The 18,053-nt window shown below is 41.7% G+C and carries 22 protein-coding genes; 4 read left to right on the forward strand and 18 right to left on the reverse strand.

What is annotated here, in order from left to right; all coding sequences use genetic code 11:
* Positions 1–2: 2 nt before the first annotated feature.
* The 9 genes from MB09_RS11650 to nhaA form a co-directional block, all read right to left on the reverse strand.
* Positions 3–620 (reverse strand): arsenate-mycothiol transferase ArsC, encoded by a 618-nt coding sequence (locus MB09_RS11650; RefSeq protein ID WP_045081078.1) that lies wholly within the window; start codon positions 618–620, stop codon positions 3–5.
* A 10-nt stretch (positions 621–630) separates the two neighbouring features.
* Complete coding sequence (locus MB09_RS11655; RefSeq protein WP_045081079.1) at positions 631–1,119, reverse strand: GNAT family N-acetyltransferase; 489 nt, start codon at positions 1,117–1,119, stop codon at positions 631–633.
* Position 1,120: 1 nt separating this feature from the next.
* Entirely contained in the window at positions 1,121–2,008 is an 888-nt protein-coding gene (locus MB09_RS11660) for an arsenite methyltransferase (RefSeq protein ID WP_045081080.1), read from the reverse strand.
* A gap of 40 nt (positions 2,009–2,048) precedes the next feature.
* Positions 2,049–2,378, reverse strand: a complete 330-nt coding sequence (locus MB09_RS11665) for an ArsR/SmtB family transcription factor (RefSeq protein ID WP_045081081.1) — start codon at positions 2,376–2,378, stop codon at positions 2,049–2,051.
* Positions 2,379–2,454: 76 nt separating this feature from the next.
* Complete coding sequence (locus tag MB09_RS11670; RefSeq protein ID WP_045081082.1) at positions 2,455–3,750, reverse strand: APC family permease; 1,296 nt, start codon at positions 3,748–3,750, stop codon at positions 2,455–2,457.
* Between the two features lie 5 nt (positions 3,751–3,755).
* The gene (locus MB09_RS11675) at positions 3,756–4,319 is read right to left on the reverse strand and encodes a hypothetical protein (RefSeq protein WP_045081083.1); all 564 of its coding nucleotides are present in this window, start codon (positions 4,317–4,319) and stop codon (positions 3,756–3,758) included.
* Positions 4,320–4,325: 6 nt separating this feature from the next.
* Complete coding sequence (locus MB09_RS11680; protein ID WP_045081084.1) at positions 4,326–4,778, reverse strand: GNAT family N-acetyltransferase; 453 nt, start codon at positions 4,776–4,778, stop codon at positions 4,326–4,328.
* Positions 4,779–4,882: 104 nt separating this feature from the next.
* Positions 4,883–6,625 (reverse strand): FG-GAP-like repeat-containing protein, encoded by a 1,743-nt coding sequence (locus MB09_RS11685; protein WP_045081085.1) that lies wholly within the window; start codon positions 6,623–6,625, stop codon positions 4,883–4,885.
* 226 nt (positions 6,626–6,851) lie between these two features.
* Positions 6,852–8,174, reverse strand: coding sequence for a Na+/H+ antiporter NhaA (nhaA, locus tag MB09_RS11690; RefSeq protein ID WP_045081086.1), 1,323 nt, complete (start codon positions 8,172–8,174; stop codon positions 6,852–6,854).
* Between the two features lie 203 nt (positions 8,175–8,377).
* Between nhaA and ffh the strand changes: the two genes are divergently transcribed.
* The 3 genes from ffh to MB09_RS11705 all read left to right on the forward strand — a co-directional run bounded on the left by ffh (position 8,378) and on the right by MB09_RS11705 (position 11,095).
* Positions 8,378–9,706, forward strand: a complete 1,329-nt coding sequence (ffh, locus tag MB09_RS11695; RefSeq protein WP_045081087.1) for a signal recognition particle protein — start codon at positions 8,378–8,380, stop codon at positions 9,704–9,706.
* An 86-nt stretch (positions 9,707–9,792) separates the two neighbouring features.
* Positions 9,793–10,170 (forward strand): four helix bundle protein, encoded by a 378-nt coding sequence (locus MB09_RS11700; protein WP_045081088.1) that lies wholly within the window; start codon positions 9,793–9,795, stop codon positions 10,168–10,170.
* Between the two features lie 49 nt (positions 10,171–10,219).
* Entirely contained in the window at positions 10,220–11,095 is an 876-nt protein-coding gene (locus tag MB09_RS11705) for a bifunctional 5,10-methylenetetrahydrofolate dehydrogenase/5,10-methenyltetrahydrofolate cyclohydrolase (protein WP_045081089.1), read from the forward strand.
* Between the two features lie 2 nt (positions 11,096–11,097).
* On the opposite strand, the gene MB09_RS11710 is transcribed toward MB09_RS11705, so the two are convergent.
* From MB09_RS11710 to MB09_RS11755, 9 genes are all read right to left on the reverse strand, one after another.
* Positions 11,098–11,535, reverse strand: coding sequence for a YkvA family protein (locus tag MB09_RS11710; protein ID WP_084709101.1), 438 nt, complete (start codon positions 11,533–11,535; stop codon positions 11,098–11,100).
* 64 nt (positions 11,536–11,599) lie between these two features.
* The gene (locus tag MB09_RS11715; protein ID WP_045081090.1) at positions 11,600–12,076 is read right to left on the reverse strand and encodes a thiol-disulfide oxidoreductase DCC family protein; all 477 of its coding nucleotides are present in this window, start codon (positions 12,074–12,076) and stop codon (positions 11,600–11,602) included.
* 13 nt (positions 12,077–12,089) lie between these two features.
* On the reverse strand, positions 12,090–13,130 hold the full coding sequence (locus MB09_RS11720; RefSeq protein ID WP_045081091.1) for an AI-2E family transporter: 1,041 nt from the start codon (positions 13,128–13,130) through the stop codon (positions 12,090–12,092).
* Positions 13,127–13,555 carry a VOC family protein gene (locus MB09_RS11725; protein ID WP_045081092.1) on the reverse strand — a complete coding sequence of 143 codons (429 nt, stop codon included), beginning with the start codon at positions 13,553–13,555 and terminating at the stop codon, positions 13,127–13,129. The genes MB09_RS11720 and MB09_RS11725 overlap by 4 nt, the downstream gene beginning before the upstream one ends.
* Complete coding sequence (locus MB09_RS11730) at positions 13,555–13,794, reverse strand: DUF7218 family protein (RefSeq protein WP_045081093.1); 240 nt, start codon at positions 13,792–13,794, stop codon at positions 13,555–13,557. Before MB09_RS11730 ends, MB09_RS11725 begins: the two co-directional genes overlap by 1 nt.
* A 58-nt stretch (positions 13,795–13,852) precedes the next feature.
* Positions 13,853–14,038 (reverse strand): hypothetical protein, encoded by a 186-nt coding sequence (locus MB09_RS11735; protein ID WP_045081094.1) that lies wholly within the window; start codon positions 14,036–14,038, stop codon positions 13,853–13,855.
* Positions 14,039–14,129: 91 nt separating this feature from the next.
* Positions 14,130–14,696 carry a hypothetical protein gene (locus MB09_RS11740; RefSeq protein ID WP_045081095.1) on the reverse strand — a complete coding sequence of 189 codons (567 nt, stop codon included), beginning with the start codon at positions 14,694–14,696 and terminating at the stop codon, positions 14,130–14,132.
* Positions 14,697–14,895: 199 nt separating this feature from the next.
* A complete protein-coding gene (locus MB09_RS11750; protein WP_045081097.1) occupies positions 14,896–16,425 on the reverse strand; it encodes a helicase HerA-like domain-containing protein in 1,530 nt (509 codons plus the stop codon).
* 81 nt (positions 16,426–16,506) lie between these two features.
* A complete protein-coding gene (locus MB09_RS11755) occupies positions 16,507–17,214 on the reverse strand; it encodes a hypothetical protein (protein ID WP_045081098.1) in 708 nt (235 codons plus the stop codon).
* A 203-nt stretch (positions 17,215–17,417) separates the two neighbouring features.
* Between MB09_RS11755 and MB09_RS11760 the strand changes: the two genes are divergently transcribed.
* Entirely contained in the window at positions 17,418–18,047 is a 630-nt protein-coding gene (locus MB09_RS11760) for a 7-carboxy-7-deazaguanine synthase QueE (RefSeq protein ID WP_045081136.1), read from the forward strand.
* Positions 18,048–18,053 lie beyond the last annotated feature (6 nt).

The following is an 18,053-nucleotide window of genomic DNA, read 5'->3' on the forward strand; positions in this document are numbered from 1 at the left end:
TTTTATGAAATAATTTGTGAAAAAACAAATTTCATCTCAATCGCAATCTGTTCGCTCCGCGCCGTATATACTTTTTGTTGTTGAGGTGTACCGTCCGAAATTTTTGGGTCCTCGTACATTATTGAAATCCGTTTTTCCGAACCAGCCACAAAAGGACAGCCTTCATCTGCCTGGGAACAGGTCATAATTGCGGCAAAACCTGCTGCGGGGTTAGCCTCGTCATCATATTTTTTTGAAAAAGCAATAATCGGTGACTTTTCCAAAGCGTATTTTATGCTATAAATGGGGTTTTTGTTGTCTCCTTCTTTCGAAATTTCAAAGCCCGTGTTTTCCAAGGTCTCTACAACCATTGGGTAAACGGCGGTAGCTTCCGTCCCGCCGGAATAGCACGTTATATTTTTAATTCCGAAGTATTCCGCCACGGTCTGCGCCCAAATCTGCGCCAAATGGCTTCTGCGGGAGTTGTGTGTGCAGATGAAGTTAAGCTGGATTGGCTTGTCTTCCTTCTTTTTTGAATTTATATAATCAATAAGAGGTTGCAGAACAGTTTTTCTTTCTTCGGAAAGATTTGCTGTAACCAGTTCATCAATAAATTCTTGGATTGGTTTCAATAGTTTCATTATTTAATTTTTATATACCCACTACTTTACTACGGCGTTCCAAAAGCACGTTGTCTTTCCAAACACCATGGAGTTGTCCCACTTTTTCTTTGTAACCTACTTCACGAAAGCCGCATTTTATGTGCAATTTATGGCTGGCTACATTGTCACGAAAAATTCCCGATTGCAATGTCCAGATATTGTTGGCGTCACTAATTTCTATTAAATTCTTCAGAAGAAATGCTCCCGCACCCTTTCCTCTTGCCGTTTCCGCAACATATACGCTCACTTCGGCAACGCCACCGTAAACGCAGCGACTGGAAACAGGGGAGAGGGCGGCCCAACCCAAATAGTTGTTATCTTCAACGGCGATTATTCTTCCAAAGTGAAGATGCCCAGCGTCCCACTTTTCCCAACTGGGGATGGTGGTTTCAAAAGTTGCAGTGCCCGTTTGCAGGCCTTCGCCATAAATTCGGGCGACTTCCGGATAGTTTTCTTCTGAAATTTCAATCAGATTCATACTAGCAACAATTACCGTCTGGGGAGCAGCAGGGCTCATCATTTATTTCAGTCAATTGTCTTTTCGGTTTTTCAGGCTTTGTTCCCGGTTTTTCAGCATAGACTGTAACACTGAAAATACCCGTTCCTGCATTGTTGAAGGTTTTCACTTCTTCCTCGGAAAGATACTTTTCAAGAATATCATTCGGGATTACGATCGGTTTTTCCTTTTGAATTTGAATATTCTGAAACCCCGCATCTTCTATAAATTGTAAGTATTCCGTTTTTTGGATTGCTCCCGCCACGCATCCCGCATACATTTCGGCGTCTTCCTTAAGGGCATCTGGAAGGTTTCCGATCAAAACGATATCGGAAATACTAAAATGGCCGCCCGGTTTTAAAACCCTGAAAATCTCGCCGATTACCTTTTGTTTGTTCGGTACCAAGTTTAAAACACAATTGCTCACTATTACGTCCGCAACGTTGTTACTTACTGGCATCGCATCTATATCTCCTTCGCGGAATTCTACATTATTAAAGCCCAATTTCTCCGCGTTTGCACGGGCCTTTTCTATCATTATCGGCGTAAAATCGATCCCGATAACTTTGCCTTCGGCCCCCGTTTCGTGTCTTGCCACGAAGCAATCGTTACCCGCGCCGGAGCCCAAATCGATTACGGTGTCGCCTTTTTTGATTTTTGCGAATTGCGTAGGAAGCCCACAGCCCAACCCTAAATCTGCATCCTCTACATAACCGCCCGTTTCTGAGTAGTCATCCATCATTATATTATAAACCTTATTTGAAGGCGTTGTTGCACCGCAGCAGGAAGCAGCATTTTCAGCTTTGCCCTGTTCGGCTATTTTGGCGTATCGGTCTTTTACGATGTCTTTTAATTGTTGCTCGTTTTTCATTTTTTTGAAATTTTTGGTTTGTGTTTCAGTTTAAACTTTTTTAGCAACAGCTTTCTTTGGAAATATCCTGATCTAAAAACTGCATCATTACTTTCTTCATTTTGGTCCAATTTCCTGTATCTATGCAATAACAAATGCTAGTGCCTTCAATACTTCCTTTAATCAGGCCGAGGTTTTTTAGTTCCTTTAAATGTTGTGAAATTGTAGGTTGCGCCAAACCGATTTCTTCCACCAAATCGCCACAGATACAAGCGTTTATTTTGAAAAGATGCTGAAGAATGGCCACGCGCGCCGGGTGCCCAAAAGCTTTGGCAAAAGTTGCAATTTCATTTTGTTGCTCGGTAAATATTTCAGTTTTTGTGATTCCCATAATTGCTTTATAAGGTCATTGCAATATTACGATTAAAGAATAAAAGCACAAAGAAATTTTTTATAAAAATGAAATTTTATGAATCCTTATTTGAAATTTTCCTTTTGTAAATCCACTCCATAACAAAGCAAATACAGATGATTCCCAACGAAATGGACACACCCAATAAGTTTGAGGTAGATTGCTGGATTATCAGGACTATAAAGGCAACGGCTGAAAGTATGGCGCCCATCAAACTGATGGTTTTGCTCGCATGTATCTTTTTGGCCTTTTTAAAACTTACATAATTTACCACGGCAAATATTAGCAGAAAGCCGGCACTGCCCGAAGTGGATATGCTCTCAAGGTTTAAAAAATTGGCGGTAAGCAGGGTGAGCACCACGGTAATTAATAGGCCAATGGGCTTGTTCCAAAACTGATCGGTAAAGGCGTGGGGCAGTTCGTCATCCTCGGCAAGTTCATAGCTTACCCGGCTCCCGCCATACAGGCTTGCGTTTATTGCAGAAAAGGTTGAAATAAGTGCGGCAATAGTCATTACGGTAAAACCAATCTGCCCGATCATCGGTTTGGAGGCCGCGGCCAAAACGTAATCCTTGGCGGTTGCAATCTTATCAAAACTCAAGGAACCGACGGTTACCATGGCAATAAGTATATATAGCAAAACCACAAACCCAACCGATATAAAATAGGCGCGCGCAACATTTTTTTCTGGGTTTTTTAGGTCGGGGACGGCATTGGCAATAAGCTCAAAACCTTCATAGGCCACAAAAATCACCATCCCGCCCGTAAGCAGTTGCAACGGACTTTCCCAATTGGCGGGGTTTAGTTGGTCAATATTGGCGCTGCCAAAGAGGCCGTAGATTCCAATCCCCGTAAAAGCCAATAAAATAAAGAGTTTTACGAAAACCGCAAGGCTTTCAATTTCGCCCACCACTTTTAGACTATAGTAGTTTATCAGCGTTGCCAACAATACAACCCCCGATACGAAAATATGTGTGTCCATCGCTTTTGAACCGGTAATGGAAACAAGGTTGGGCGCATACGAGCCAAAGGCGCTGGCATAAAGCGAAAGCATAATAATATAGCTCACCCAGAGCACGTTATTGATTCCCCCGCTAAAAATACCCCGACCAAAACCTTCGTTTACAAATTTAACCGTACCGCCACGGTCGGGAAAGGCAAGCGACAGCTTTGAGTAGCTGTATGCGGTAAAAAGGGCAATAATACCTGCCATTAAAAATGCCACGGGAGTACCGCCTTTGGAGAGCGAGACCGCAAGCCCCAAAACTGCAAAAATTCCTCCGCCCACCATCCCGCCGATACCGATGGCAACGGCGTCTTTCAGTTTTATGGAGTCTTTGGAATTCTTCATTTTTCCTATAAATCAAACAGATTTTCAAAAATGTTGAAATGATGTTTATCGGTATCTAATGAAATTAACAGGATATTGTTTTTTAAAGTTATTGATTTTAACTCTTCTGAAAGAAAAAGTGGCTCCAATTTTATATAAAGATTTTTGATAAGTGCTTCATTGGAATTTGCACCCGTAACAACATATTTTTTTGAAAAGGGATATCCATTAAAATTCGGACTGAAAAATTTCTTTAAAAAACCAATATCGCGCTTTCGGACAATTGAAAAAATTGAATTGCTTGATGCAGCCCACGGAGCCGACCATTCAGCTAAAGTTAACAGGCTTTGTTTTTTTGCGGAAAGTATGAGGTTGCCTGTTGAGGTGTATGTGGCTTTTTTATACCTCAATCGCCACGGTTTTGGATGGGATATTCTTCCCTCAACTAAATAAGACCAAGCATTGTATGTTCCTTTTACCTCTCCATTTTTATGGGCTATAAATTCTTCAAATGCTTTACAGAAATCCTTGTTCACTTTATAAAAAGGAGAGGAGAGCTCGCCGGTAGCCGCATTGGATTTTATCTTCAATTTCCTCTATTTTAAAAGTTTCGCAAAACAAACACTGTTCTCCACCCCGGCATATTGGCCATAATTATCAGTAAATCTATAGCCACTTTTTTTATATAGCGAAATGGCCTCCGGCTGTTTTATTCCGGTTTCCAAAATACATTTGTCATTGCCCAATTCCTTTGCCCAGATTTCCAGTTCTCTTAAAATTTCCCCCGCAATTCCTTTTCCGCGTTCTTCAAGGGGAACAAACATTCGCTTTACTTCCATAGTTTCTGTTTCAAACTGCTTGATGGCACCGCAACCCACTGCACGATTGGCTTCATTATAGGCCACAACAGTGTGTTTTATAGCGTCCAATTTATTGAATTGATCATAAAACGCATGGTCCTCCCCGTCGCGAATGGCAAGATCTGCGTCCAGCTGTTTTACCAATTCAACAAAATCTGGGTTGTTGGAATCTGTGCGTAAAAGCTTCATCTACTTTGGATATTGGCAAAGTGAAGATAAAAAAACGCGCTGAATTTTCATTGTGAAAATCCAACACGTTCATTTTCCAACCAACATTTAGGAACAGTAGGTTGCTATTTAATTATGATTTTTTCTGAAGTAATGCCGGCGTTATTGATGATTTTCAGAATATATTCCCCCGCGCTCAATTGGCTCACGTCCATCGCAAAAGACAACTCTGAAACCTTGCTTTCTTCCTTTAATTTACGGGAATTCAAGTCGAAAATTTCCACCTTTGAAGCGAGTCCATTTGTAGGAAAATTGATCATCAAAACATCCTTCGCCGGAATGGGGTAAATTATATAATCGTGCTTTGCGTTAGCTGTCACTCCCAACTGAATGCCATTGCCTTCCACGACCAAATAGGTGTTATTTTCTTCAATATCGGTAAAAGTTTCCACCGTGCCCGAAGGCCATTCAACCCTAATTTCAGACACATTTGTAGCGTTGCCCAATCCAAAATGGTTGGTGAAACTGTTTTGGCTGCAATAGCCACTGGCGGCTTCAATTTGTCGGATTTGCCATACTTCGTTTCCGTTAATGTTCGCCCGAACCCGCACTTTGGCGCCCACCGCAGAACCGTTGGACGGATCGCCAACACAACGAATCTTTATCCAATTGTTTCCACTGCCAGTGTTTTTGAAAAGTGAATTGGCCTGGTTTTCATTTAAGGTATTCGCCAATATAACGTCCAGCCACCCGTCGTTGTTATAATCGCCGAAAGCGCAGCCAAACGTATTGCCCTGATGGTTTGCCAGCGCACTGCCAGTGTCTTTGGTAAAAACACCGTTCCCGTCATTTATAAAGAGTGAATTTGTAATTTGGCCCGGAAAATAGGCGTTGCAAACCAATAGATCCAAATCGCCATCGTTATCAACATCGGCAAAGGCGGAACCAAATGAACTTCCAATTTCCAGCGCAATGGCAGAACTTGTCTGTTCTACAAAAGTTCCATTTTCATTGAGGAAAAGTTGGTTGCTTTGTCCGTCCCAATTTGCCACAAAAAGATCGAAATCGCCGTCGTTGTCCACATCGGCCCACGAGCTGCCGGCGGAATTCTTTCCGTTTTGGGTGATGGCCAGATTGGTGATTTGCGTGAAATTATCAGGTTCATCATTTCTGAAAAGGGAATTGTTGGCATCGTTTTCATTTGCAATAAACAAATCGCTGTCGCCATCGCCGTCGTAATCTATCCAATTTATGGAGCGCGAAGCAAGCGTTTCACTGGTAATTGACAGGCCGGACACCGCTTCAAAAGAACCATTGCCCTGATTTTCAAAATAGAGATTTCGGGTGGAAACCACGCTATTTGTAATATAGGAATCCAAATACTGATCGTTGTTGAGGTCTATCCAATTTGCCATTTCAGAATAGGTCAGCGGAATTCCAATGGCGTTATCGGGTTCGTATGTAAAAGTGCCGTTGCCATTATTTCGGTAAAAATAATTTTTCTTCCCCGTACCATTTCTGCCGTAAGTGACCACCACGGCATCTAAATCGCCATCGTTGTCAACATCGGCAAAGCTGGCACCGTCTGAGCGGTCGTTGTCCGAAACAATATCGTCTGCAATTACGGTGGTAAAACTGCCATCGCCATTGTTTAAATAGAGCATATTGTTTTGCCCCGCGGCTGGTCCGTTGGTGAAAAATATATCATCCCATCCATCGCCGTTCACATCAATAAAATTGGCACTTCGCGAGGCCGAAGGCGTGGTGGTAATATCTTCAAAAGTGGTTTCCTCAAAGGATTGTGCCCTTGTTTTTTCGGCGAAAAATAAAGAGAAGCAAAGGCTGAAAAGTAGTAATGGTTTCGTCATAATAGATTCGAATTATAGCTTAAATTTTGGTTGTGAAAGCTGTATGAGGAAGTGAAATTAAGTCGAAACGGTTTGGAGATATTCGATTATGCGGTGAATGACCAATTATTGTTTTGAAAGGCCAGTAAACTGTTTTAAATGATCAATTTCCCTCCACATCGCATCGTGGCAGTGGAGGGCGCGGGGAAGACAGGGCTTCCCTAAAATAATTTAAATAATGATTTTGTTAAGCTTTCGGAGCAGGGCCGAACTTTCCTTTTACTGAATTGAAACGAAGGATTCCATACCCAAGAATGGCAGAAATAAACGAGCCTATCAAGATTCCTATTTTAGCGGAATCTATATATTCCGGGCTACTGTTAAAGGCAAGACCGGCAATAAATATGGCCATGGTAAACCCAATTCCCGCCAAAAATGAAACTCCGACTATCTGTCTGTTTGTAATATCTGAAGGCACATCAATTAGCTTTAACTTCCGCGCCGCAAAGATAACGGTTGAAATCCCGATGCTTTTCCCCAAAATCAAACAGATCATAATGTTCACGACCAAGGCCGTTTCCAGCCCACCTTCACCATTGATAGCTACTCCAGCATTGGCAAGTGCAAAAATAGGAATCACCAAATATGCCACCCAGTTGTGCAGTTTGTGTTCCAAATGCTGCAAGGGAGATCGATACTTATCAGACCAGTCCTCCAAATCGTCGATCAGTTCGAGCTGTTCGCCAGAAAGAACGGGTTTTTGCAGAATGGTGCTTTCCTTTATGTTTTTTACAATACTGTCCAATTGGTCGGTAAATTCATCGGTGCTTATTTTCTGACGAACCGGAACCGCAAATGCCATTAGGATTCCCGCCAGGGTGGGGTGTAGACCCGCTTTTAAAAACAACAACCACACGATAAATCCGGCAATAATGGTTACAAATTCGGAATACAGACCTCTGTAGCTCAAAACATAGATAAAGACCAAAATGCCCAAGGCGCCGCCCAACATGAGTAAATTTAAGTCACCACTGTAAAAAATGGCAATTACCAGCACCGCCCCAAGATCGTCCACAATCGCAAAGGCGGTAAGGAAGATTTTTAAACTGGTGGGAACCCTGTTTCCGAGTACTTTCAATACAGCCAGGGCAAAGGCAATGTCAGTAGCCATGGGTATTCCCCAACCTTTTAGAGTGTCCGGATTTTGGTTGAGGACCAAATATAGAATCACGGGCAGGGCAATGCCGCCCAAAGCTCCAAATAGTGGAAACATTACCTTTTTGGTGGAATTTAATTCTCCGATTAAAAATTCGCGTTTTATTTCCAGCCCGATTAAGAAAAAGAAAATAGACATCAATCCGTCATTTACCCAAAGTATCAATGGTTTTACGAGTTCAAAGCTGTCCGTAACAATACCGATTTCATATTGCCAAAAAGATTGATAGCTCTCCGAAAAGGCCGAATTGGCCCAGACCAGTGCAATGATAGTGGTTGCCAAAAGCAATATCCCGGTAGAGCTCTGAAGGTTGACGAATTTCTGAAAAGGTGAGAGTATTTTTTCTTTTATCATAAGTTTTCTGCGAGTTGGCAATATACAAAAGCCGTATAAATATTTTTTGTTGTTTATTTTTTAAAATTTCATTTAAAAAAAATGGAAACAGCAAATCTACAGAAAACTATATGACGAATTGCAGGGTACCGAATACTGAATACTGCAACTGAATACTGCCAACTTTTTTTTACCTTTGCAACTCTCAAAAAGAAAGCAAGAATATGTTCGATAATTTAAGCGATAAACTGGACAAAGCGCTGCATGTACTGAAAGGTCACGGCAGCATTACCGAAGTAAACGTAGCCGAAACCTTAAAGGAAGTGCGCCGTGCCCTTTTGGATGCCGACGTCAACTTTAAAACCGCCAAGGAATTCACCAATACCGTAAAGGAAAAGGCCCTGGGCCAAAACGTACTTACCACCTTGCAGCCCGGTCAATTGATGGTGAAATTGGTAAAGGACGAACTTACCGAACTGATGGGTGGCGAAACCGCTGGCATTAATTTAAGTGGCTCGCCTACGGTAATTTTAATGTCCGGATTGCAGGGTAGTGGTAAAACTACTTTCTCTGGAAAACTTGCCAATTATCTTAAAACCAAAAAAACAAAAAAACCGCTTTTGGTGGCCTGTGATATATACCGTCCTGCGGCAATTAACCAATTGCACGTGGTGGGAGACCAAATAGGCGTTGAGGTTTACAGCGAACCCGAAAATAAAAATCCGGTCCAGATTGCACAGAACGCAATTGCCCACGCCAAGCAAAATGGCTTTAATGTCGTAATTGTGGATACTGCCGGTCGTCTTGCGATAGACGAGGCGATGATGACGGAAATTGCAAACGTCCATAAAGCCATCAACCCGCAGGAAACCCTTTTCGTTGTCGATGCGATGACCGGACAGGATGCGGTAAACACGGCAAAGACTTTTAACGAAAGATTGAACTTTGACGGCGTTGTGCTTACCAAATTAGATGGTGATACCCGCGGGGGTGCGGCCATCTCCATTAAGAGTGTTGTAGATAAACCTATCAAGTTTATCGGTACCGGTGAAAAGATGGACGCCATTGATGTGTTCCACCCTGCTCGTATGGCCGACCGTATTTTGGGGATGGGCGACGTTGTTTCGCTTGTGGAACGTGCGCAGGAGCAGTTTGACGAAGAGGAAGCCAGAAAACTTCAAAAGAAAATTGCGAAGAACCAATTCGGTTTTGATGATTTCCTTAACCAGATCCAACAGGTTAAGAAGATGGGAAGCATGAAGGATTTGGTGGGAATGATTCCCGGAGCAGGAAAAGCCTTGAAAGATGTTGATATCGATGACGATGCTTTTAAGGGAATTGAAGCCATTATCCACTCAATGACTCCAAAAGAAAGAACCGAGCCGGCAATTATAAACGGAAGCCGAAAAAAACGAATCGCTAAAGGAAGCGGCACCAGCGTTCAGCAGGTAAACCAATTGCTAAAACAGTTCGACCAAATGAGCAAGATGATGAAGATGATGCAAGGCGGCGGCGGACGCAAGATGATGCAGGCTATGGGGAAGATGCGTTGATTTAGATTACAGTCTCAGTCTCAGTCTCAGTCTCAGTCTCAGTCTCAGTCTCAGTCTCAGATTTAGTTATAGTACAGATATTAGATATGGATTTTAAAAAATTGATAGCTTATCAAAAATCATTCGATTTGGGGATGGCTATCTATAATGTTTCAAAATCATTTCCAAAAGAAGAAACCTATTCATTAACAGACCAAATACGGCGAAGTTCACGTTCTGTTTCCGCTAATATTGCAGAGGCTTATAGAAAAAGAAAATATCCGCGACATTATATCAGCAAATTAACCGATTCTGATGGTGAGAATTCGGAAACAAGTGTATGGCTCGATTATGCCTTTGCCTGTGAATACCTGAATGAAAATCTTTATAAGGAATTGACTCAAGAAAATATCGAAATAGGGAAATTAATCAATTTTATGATAAACAATCCAGGGAAGTTCGGAGTAGATGAAGAAGGTCTTTAATTATAATTTCCCCACTGAAAACTGCGACTGAGACTGAAAACTAAAGAACATGATAATACTAGACGGAAAGAAAGTAAGCAACGACATAAAAAATGAAATAGCCGCTGAAGTTGAAAAAATGAAGGCCAATGGTGAAAAAGTGCCTCACCTTGCCGCAATTATTGTTGGCGACGATGGTGCCAGCCTCACCTACGTTGGGAGTAAGGTTAAGGCTTGCGAACGGGTTGGTTTTGAATCTACTTTGGTGAAAATGGCGCACACCACAAGCGAGCTGGAATTACTGAAAAAGATTAAGGAATTAAACGAGGATGACAATATAGACGGTTTCATCGTGCAGCTGCCGTTGCCTCCACAAATTGATACCCAAAAAGTGTTGCTTACCGTAGATCCTTCAAAAGATGTGGACGGTTTCCATCCAGAAAATTTCGGTAAAATGGCTTTGGATATGAGTACGTTCATCCCTGCCACCCCGTTTGGGATTCTTGAACTGCTACAGCGGTATGAGGTGGATACCAAGGGCAAACATACGGTTGTTATTGGAAGAAGTCACATTGTTGGCCGCCCGATGAGCATTTTAATGAGCCGTAAGGGCTGGCCCGGAAACAGTACAGTAACACTTACGCACAGCAATACAAAAAACATAGCGCAAATAACCACCCAGGCAGATATCATTATTTCAGCATTGGGAGTTCCCAATTTCTTGAAGGCCGAAATGGTTAAGGATGATGCAGTGATTATAGATGTGGGAATCACCAGGGTAGAAGATGAAAGTCATCCGAAAGGCTACGTAATTACTGGCGACGTTGATTTTGAAAATGTAAGCAAAAAAGCTTCCTTTATCACACCCGTTCCCGGAGGCGTTGGCCCAATGACCATTGCCATGCTCCTTAAGAATACGCTTTTGGCAAGAGAACAGCGAAAATAATTTTATAGGCCTTTGCCTTCCTTAATTTTCCAGTCTAAATATTTGTGAAGGTCTGTTTCAATCCAGCCTACGCCGATAGCCAATACTGATACGTCGTCAATAAACCCAATTCCCGGTATAAAATCTGGAATAATATCAAAAGGATTGAGTACGTAGAGCAGGGCAAGTACTATGGTAGCAATAGTAAACCAAGGCACATGCGGGTAAACACTATTCTTTACATCCTTTAGCATGCCCACCATAATTTTTCCCAATTCGGCATATTTTGAAAGGGAATTGGCACCGCTAAATTTTTTGTTGATGGCCTCTTCATTTTCCAGCACCACCTCTACATCATCATCCTCAATTTTGGTCACTTCTTCCTCCATATATTCCTTAGTACCTGTATCGCGATTTCCGGGGTTGAAGTACATTTTTGATAATATTCCTTTGAACGACATAATTTTTTTATTTTAAAGATAAGCTTTTGGGAAAAAGTAAAGTTTTAAAATTTTGTTATAAAAACTAAGTAAACCAATAAATAATTGAAAAACCGAATAGAAGGATTAAAAACCAATACGGTTTAAGGGCCTGTGGATTATTTCCGAAGAAAATTTTGGTAACCGTAAACATAAACCCCCGATGCTTCGCTATAAAATTGTAGGCATGGTCGCTAAGTTTTTGAAACCACTTAATAGTACTGTACCACCTATGCCATTTTTTATCGGGATTTTCAAAATATAGAAAACTTCTATAGGCAGAATTCGGTCCGCTATAAATGCGCCCATCCGTTTCAATAAGCCTAGATGCTTTTTTAAATTCCTTAAGGGGAATATCAGCATATCTGCCCGAAACTTCCTGATAGGTTTTAAACGTTATATTTTCATTGGATTTTGATTGCCAATGGGTAATCCAGAATTTGCAAAAACCGCATTCGCCATCCCAAACCATCATAGGTTTCTCAGTGGGAGGGTAGGCTGTTGTTTCTATTTTGGCAAACATGTGCTATCATTTCTTACAGGCGCTCCTCATCAGTAGGGGTGTCTTCTTTTCCATATTCCTTTCTGTAAATGCGGACTATAACCATAAAAAGACTGATAAGTAGCGGTCCAAAAATTAAGCCGATAAACCCAAACAGCGGCACGCCCACAATAACCCCAATTAAGGTTACTAGCGGATGTACATTGTCCAGTTTTTTCAGCACGTACAAACGGATTATATTATCGGTTGATCCTACTACTACAAACCCGTAAATAAGGATTCCCCACGCCTGAAAGCTATGCCCGGTGGATAGCGTGAGCACAAAAACCGGTAGTATGCCCACGAGCGTTCCCACGAAAGGAATCATACTCCCAATAGTTACAATGACAAACCAAAAAAATGGGTCGTCTATGCCAAAGATTAAAAAACCGATAAGTGCCACGATTCCTTGAGCAACGGCCACCAACGGAATGCCCAGTGCATTTGAACGGACCATAGCCTGTACTTCTACGCCAATCTCCTTCAGGTTGCCGCGGTCCATGGGAATATATTCTTTTAACGATTCCCTCAAATCGGAGCGATTGGTAAGCATGTAATACAACATAAAGTACATTAGCCCGATAGCTATAAAAGCATTAAAAGTACCGCCCGCGAGACTTTGCAGATTTTCAGAAATCCAGCCGGTTATGGCAGAGGGATCTATTTGTGAGTTTAGATCATACCCCACATAATCTTCAATTTTCCCCAACTGTTCCTTAAGTGCCCTTATAACCTCTGCGGAATTTTGTACGGCATCCCCTATTTTGTTTGTCAACATTAAAATAATTCCGGCAATGGGAATCAGTATTCCGACGAAGGAGAGAAACATTAAAAATCCAGCCGCAAGTGAAGGGTTCCATTTCTTTTTATTTACAAGCTTGGCCATCCATTTGCGCATTAGCACGTAAATGGTAATGGCGCCTAAAACCCCCGTTAAATAAGGCAGAAGCTCCCTAAAAATAAGACTGCCTATCAATAAGACGAGTAATATAACGAAAACCTGTCTTATTATTTGGGGAGGAATTTGTTTGATCATTTGGCGAATAGTTGTGTCATATCAGCAAAGGCCTTGAACTCGAGTGCGTTCCCCGCTGGATCCTTAAAAAACATCGTTGCTTGCTCTCCCACCTGCCCTTCAAAACGAAGGTAGGGAGCAATGATGAAGGTAATGTTTTTCCGAATAAGTTTTTCAGAAAATTCCTTGAAACTTCCCATATCCATGACTATTCCGAAATGGGGAATGGGTACGGCCTTACCATCCACCGGATTTTCGATTTCTCTTTCTTGAGAATTGGCTTCTTTTAAATGTATAACAAGCTGATGTCCAAAAAAGTCGAAATCAACCCAATGATCGCTACTTCGCCCTTCGGGGAGTTCAAGAATTTCGCCGTAAAATTTTCTGCAAACGTCCAAATCATCTACGGGTATGGCTAGATGGAAGGGTCTTAAAGTGTTATCCATCAATTATTTCTTAGGGCGTGGATCAATTCTTTTTTATCCATTTTTGAACGGCCGTCAATACCAACCTTTTTGGCCTGTTCATAAAGTTCGTCCTTGGTCCACTCTTCGTAGGGTTCAGACTTTCCACCCTTTTCGCCTGCGTCTGATGTGTTGGCAATGCGAGCGGCCTTTTCCTTGCTATAACCCTTATCGCGAAGGGCTTCGTATTGGTCTTCGTTTTTAATTCTTGGATCTGGCATAACAATTTGTTTTAAAGTAAAAACCCTCTGTATTACAAAGGGTTTTTGCAGTTAATATTTAGTTTTGATCAGTATCTTTTCTGTTTTTTAACAATCCAATACCGGCAAAAAAGAAAACTATGCCCAAAATTATTAGTGCCCAGGGACTCATTCCTATGTCCATACTGCCGAACACTCCCAATATTCCCATTACCAATCCTAATCCACCGATAATCGTTAAAATGAAACCTAAAATCTTAATCATAATTCATTAATTTTGATGGTTAATTGGATTAAAATTAAAGCAAAACGTTCATTCAGGAATGGACCTTAACAAAATCTTTGCAGGATACAAACTATTCCGAAGGCGCGTCCCAGCCTATCATAAAATATTTGATGGGGGCCTCATCCGGAATTTGGCTGGCTTCAACTTTAATGTCCATATTGTAGCGAAGTTCTTCGGGCAGGCTCTTTTTGTCAATAGTCAAATAGACGTCTGAATCCTTAAGAAAAACGACGACCGCATTAATGGTGGTTTCGATATTGTCGATGGTGTAATTGGCCTTTACGTCCTTAAAGGTACTTGCGGTGGTGAGCCCTTTCTCGGTCTTATAGCGCGAATCGAAAACCTGGATATTCGTTATCGTTGAATTGGGATCGTTCTCGTCGTTTGGCGAGAGCAACAGAAGTTGTTTACCGCCTTTTTCATAAATCTCTACCTCGCCCTGTGTTTCAAGAGCATTGGGCGACGAATTGATTTTTACGATGGAATCTTCCGCAAAAATGGAATCAATCTGCTTCATTTTTATTTCCTTGTTCAAATTTCCAACGGAGCCATTTTTAATTAAAAAAGGATCACTGTCCTTTCCGCATTGTACAAAAGCGAGTGAAACTATTCCAATTATTAAGAGTGTTTTTTTCATTGAAGTTTTTAGTTACTGAATTATTAAGTTATTGAGTTAAAAAGTAATTTGGTTATTAAGTTTTTGGGGTTTATGGGACTTTTCTTTATCGTCTTGAATTTGAGTTCGGAATGTATAAAGGATGAAATTTTTGAATTTGGTATTTGGTATTTGGAATTTAGTATTTGGAATTTAGTATTTGGTATTTGGAATTTTTTAATCATTTCATCATTTTGCCCAAAATCCCCAAAACACTGCGAATTACAGTGGGGCTAGAGAGCGTTTTTATCCAGGGGTTTGCGGTCCTCCTTCCACTGGAAGATCTGCGGCTCGAGGTAGATTTCCTTGCCGCTTCCTTTTCCTTTTGGGCTTTTTCCCTGGCCTCTTCCTTATTTGCCGTTTCAATCTTTTCGGTCAACATTTCATAGGCACTTTCGCGATCGATCACTTCGTTGTATTTTGGGATCAGTTTTGAAGCCTTCAGTAAATCCTTCAATTCTTGGTCTGTTAAAACATCCATCCGGCTCATGGGCGCCCGCAGCATAGTTCGGGCCAGAGGGGTTGGGATGCCTTTTTCGTTTAACGCGCTCACCAAAGCCTCGCCAATTCCTAAAGCGGTTAGGATCTCATCGGTTTTATAGTAATCGGAAAGCGGATAATTTTCGGCCGTCAACTTGATTGCTTTTCTATCTTTCGCCGTAAAGGCACGAAGCGCGTGCTGTATCTTCAGCCCCAGTTGGCTCAAAACGGCATCGGGAACGTCCGTGGGGTTTTGCGTACAGAAATATAGCCCCACCCCTTTGGAACGGATCAGCTTTACGATGCTCTCTATCTGGTCGAGCAAGGCTCCGCTGGCCTGATTGAAAATTAAATGTGCCTCGTCAATAAAAATAACCAGTTCGGGTCTGCCGCTATCGCCCTGTTCTGGGAACGTGGCATAAATTTCTGCCAAAAGGCTCAGCATAAAAGTTGAAAAGAGCTTCGGTCTATCCTGAATATCCGTCAGGCGGATGATATTGATGTAACCTCGTCCGTTTTCATCAATGCGAAGCAGATCGTCCGTATCGAAAGATTTTTCGCCAAAGAAAAGATCGGCGCCTTGCTGTTCCAATTCCACTACTTTCCGAAGGATTGCCCCCGTGGAAGAAGAGGAAATGCGACCGTATTCCTTGGCAAACTCATCTTTGCCTTCATCGGTAGTGTATTGTAATATTTTTTTGAAATCCTTTAAGTCCAGCAAAGGCATTTTGTGGTCGTCGCAATATTTGAAGATTACCGAAACAATGCCGGCCTGCACGTCGCTCAAATCGAGGATGCGGGAGAGTAGGACGGGGCCAAACTCACTAACCGTGGCGCGCAGTCGTACGCCTTCTTGGTCTGACAGCGAGAGGATTTCCACGGGAAATTTCTTTGCTTCATACGGAAAACCAATAGCCGCATGGCGCTCCTCGATTTTCGTATTGTTGGATCCGGGTTGTGCAATCCCGCTGAGGTCGCCTTTTATGTCCATCAAAAGCACAGGAATTCCCTTTTCCGAAAGATTTTCAGCAATTATCTGAAGCGTTTTGGTTTTTCCGGTACCCGTGGCGCCGGCAATCAGCCCGTGCCGATTTAAGGTTTTCAATGGAATTTTTACGTAAGCATCCTTTACGGTCTCACCGTTGAGCATGGCCGCACCAAGGTTTATAAAATCGCCTTTTGTGGTGTAACCGTTATTTATATACTCTAAAAAAGCTTGCTTGTCTGCCATCGCACTAAATTTTGCTCAAAAGTAGCAATTGTAATGAAGCTTCTGAAATATCTTACAATATAAATACTAATATTTGCGGGGTCAATTCATTTTGGTTATCCCAATATTAAAGAAAGCCGCATTTAAGGGATTGTTGTCATTATTGAGTACGTACTGAAGTTCTAAAATGTCTCCAGCATTTAGATAATACGTCAATATGCCACTGGCTCCAAAATAATCCGTACCTGTTCCGGGAACGGAAACAAAGCCTCTGGAAAGATAGCCTACCAAAGAATTGTTCCTATACGCCCCAATAATATATTTGTGGCTTCCCGAAGGAATATTGCTGGTTGAGAAAGAAGCCGAAATGGCATATGTGCCAGTTTTGTTGATGACAATAGTGCCATTGGCACTTATGGTAAAGGTCGTTGGGTCGTTTATTTGTACATGGGTTGAATTAAGCGGAAAGTTATAATAGGTATTATTCATTGTTGAAACTGTTCCTCCCGCTCTATTGAGGACCAAAGTAGGATTTGTAGTGGTTTTCCAACTTCCATTTGAAAAAACAAACAAACTCTGCGTGGTAGTATTGTAAACTACCGCTCCGTCCAATGGGGTAGGTATGTTTCGCATTTGAACATCAGTCATTCGTGGCGGAACAAAGGCGCCTAAAGTACTTTCAATTTCAAATGCAGATCCATCGTCAGGGGTGGTTGTGCCAATGGCAACCTGAGACTGGGCCGTTGAGAAAAAAACAAAAAGAAGTGTACAGGACAGAATATGTCCAAATGCTTTGTTAAATAAAATCATTTTTGAGGGGTACTTTGAGTTAATAATTGGCGTGAAAAATATGGTGTATAACGGGATGAAAAAAAAATCACAGTATTTTTTGTCTGATTTTTCGATTAATACATACTTAAATCAGATTATTGGTTAATGAACATTCCATTTTCTACAATTTAATTAAAGGATTTCGGGAATTTATCAACTTCACTTTTTCTACCTTTGCACCAATGAAAAAAGAAGTACAGCAGTTAGTGGATAGAGGAGTGATGCTTCCCTTGATGGAAGAGTTTTACACCATTCAAGGCGAAGGATTTCATAAAGGAACCGCCGCATATTTTATTCGTGTGGGCGGTTGCGATGTGGGCTGCCATTGGTGCGATGTTAAGGAAAGTTGGAATGCCGATCTACACCCTCCTACGGCAATTGAGGCAATTGTTGAAAATGCCGCAAAATATTCCAAAACTATTGTGATAACCGGCGGCGAACCACTTACTTGGGATATGGGGCCATTGACACAAATGCTGAAGGAAAGAGGTATGCAAATTCATATTGAAACCTCGGGAGCCTATGAATTAACCGGTATTTGGGATTGGGTTTGCCTTTCCCCCAAAAAAATGAAACTGCCCACACAAGAAGTCTATAAAGCTGCAAACGAATTAAAAGTAATCGTTTTCAACAAAGACGATTTCCGCTTTGCGGAAGAACAAGCTGCCAAAGTAGGCCCAGATTGTATTCTTTATTTGCAGCCAGAATGGAGCAAACGTGAAAAGATGAGTCCGCTAATTGTGGATTACGTGATGCAAAACCCAAAATGGAAGGTTTCGCTACAAACCCATAAATACTTGAATATCCCGTAAAAAAAT

It is taken from the genome of Aequorivita vladivostokensis, assembly GCF_000952855.1.
GTDB lineage: Bacteria > Bacteroidota > Bacteroidia > Flavobacteriales > Flavobacteriaceae > Aequorivita > Aequorivita vladivostokensis.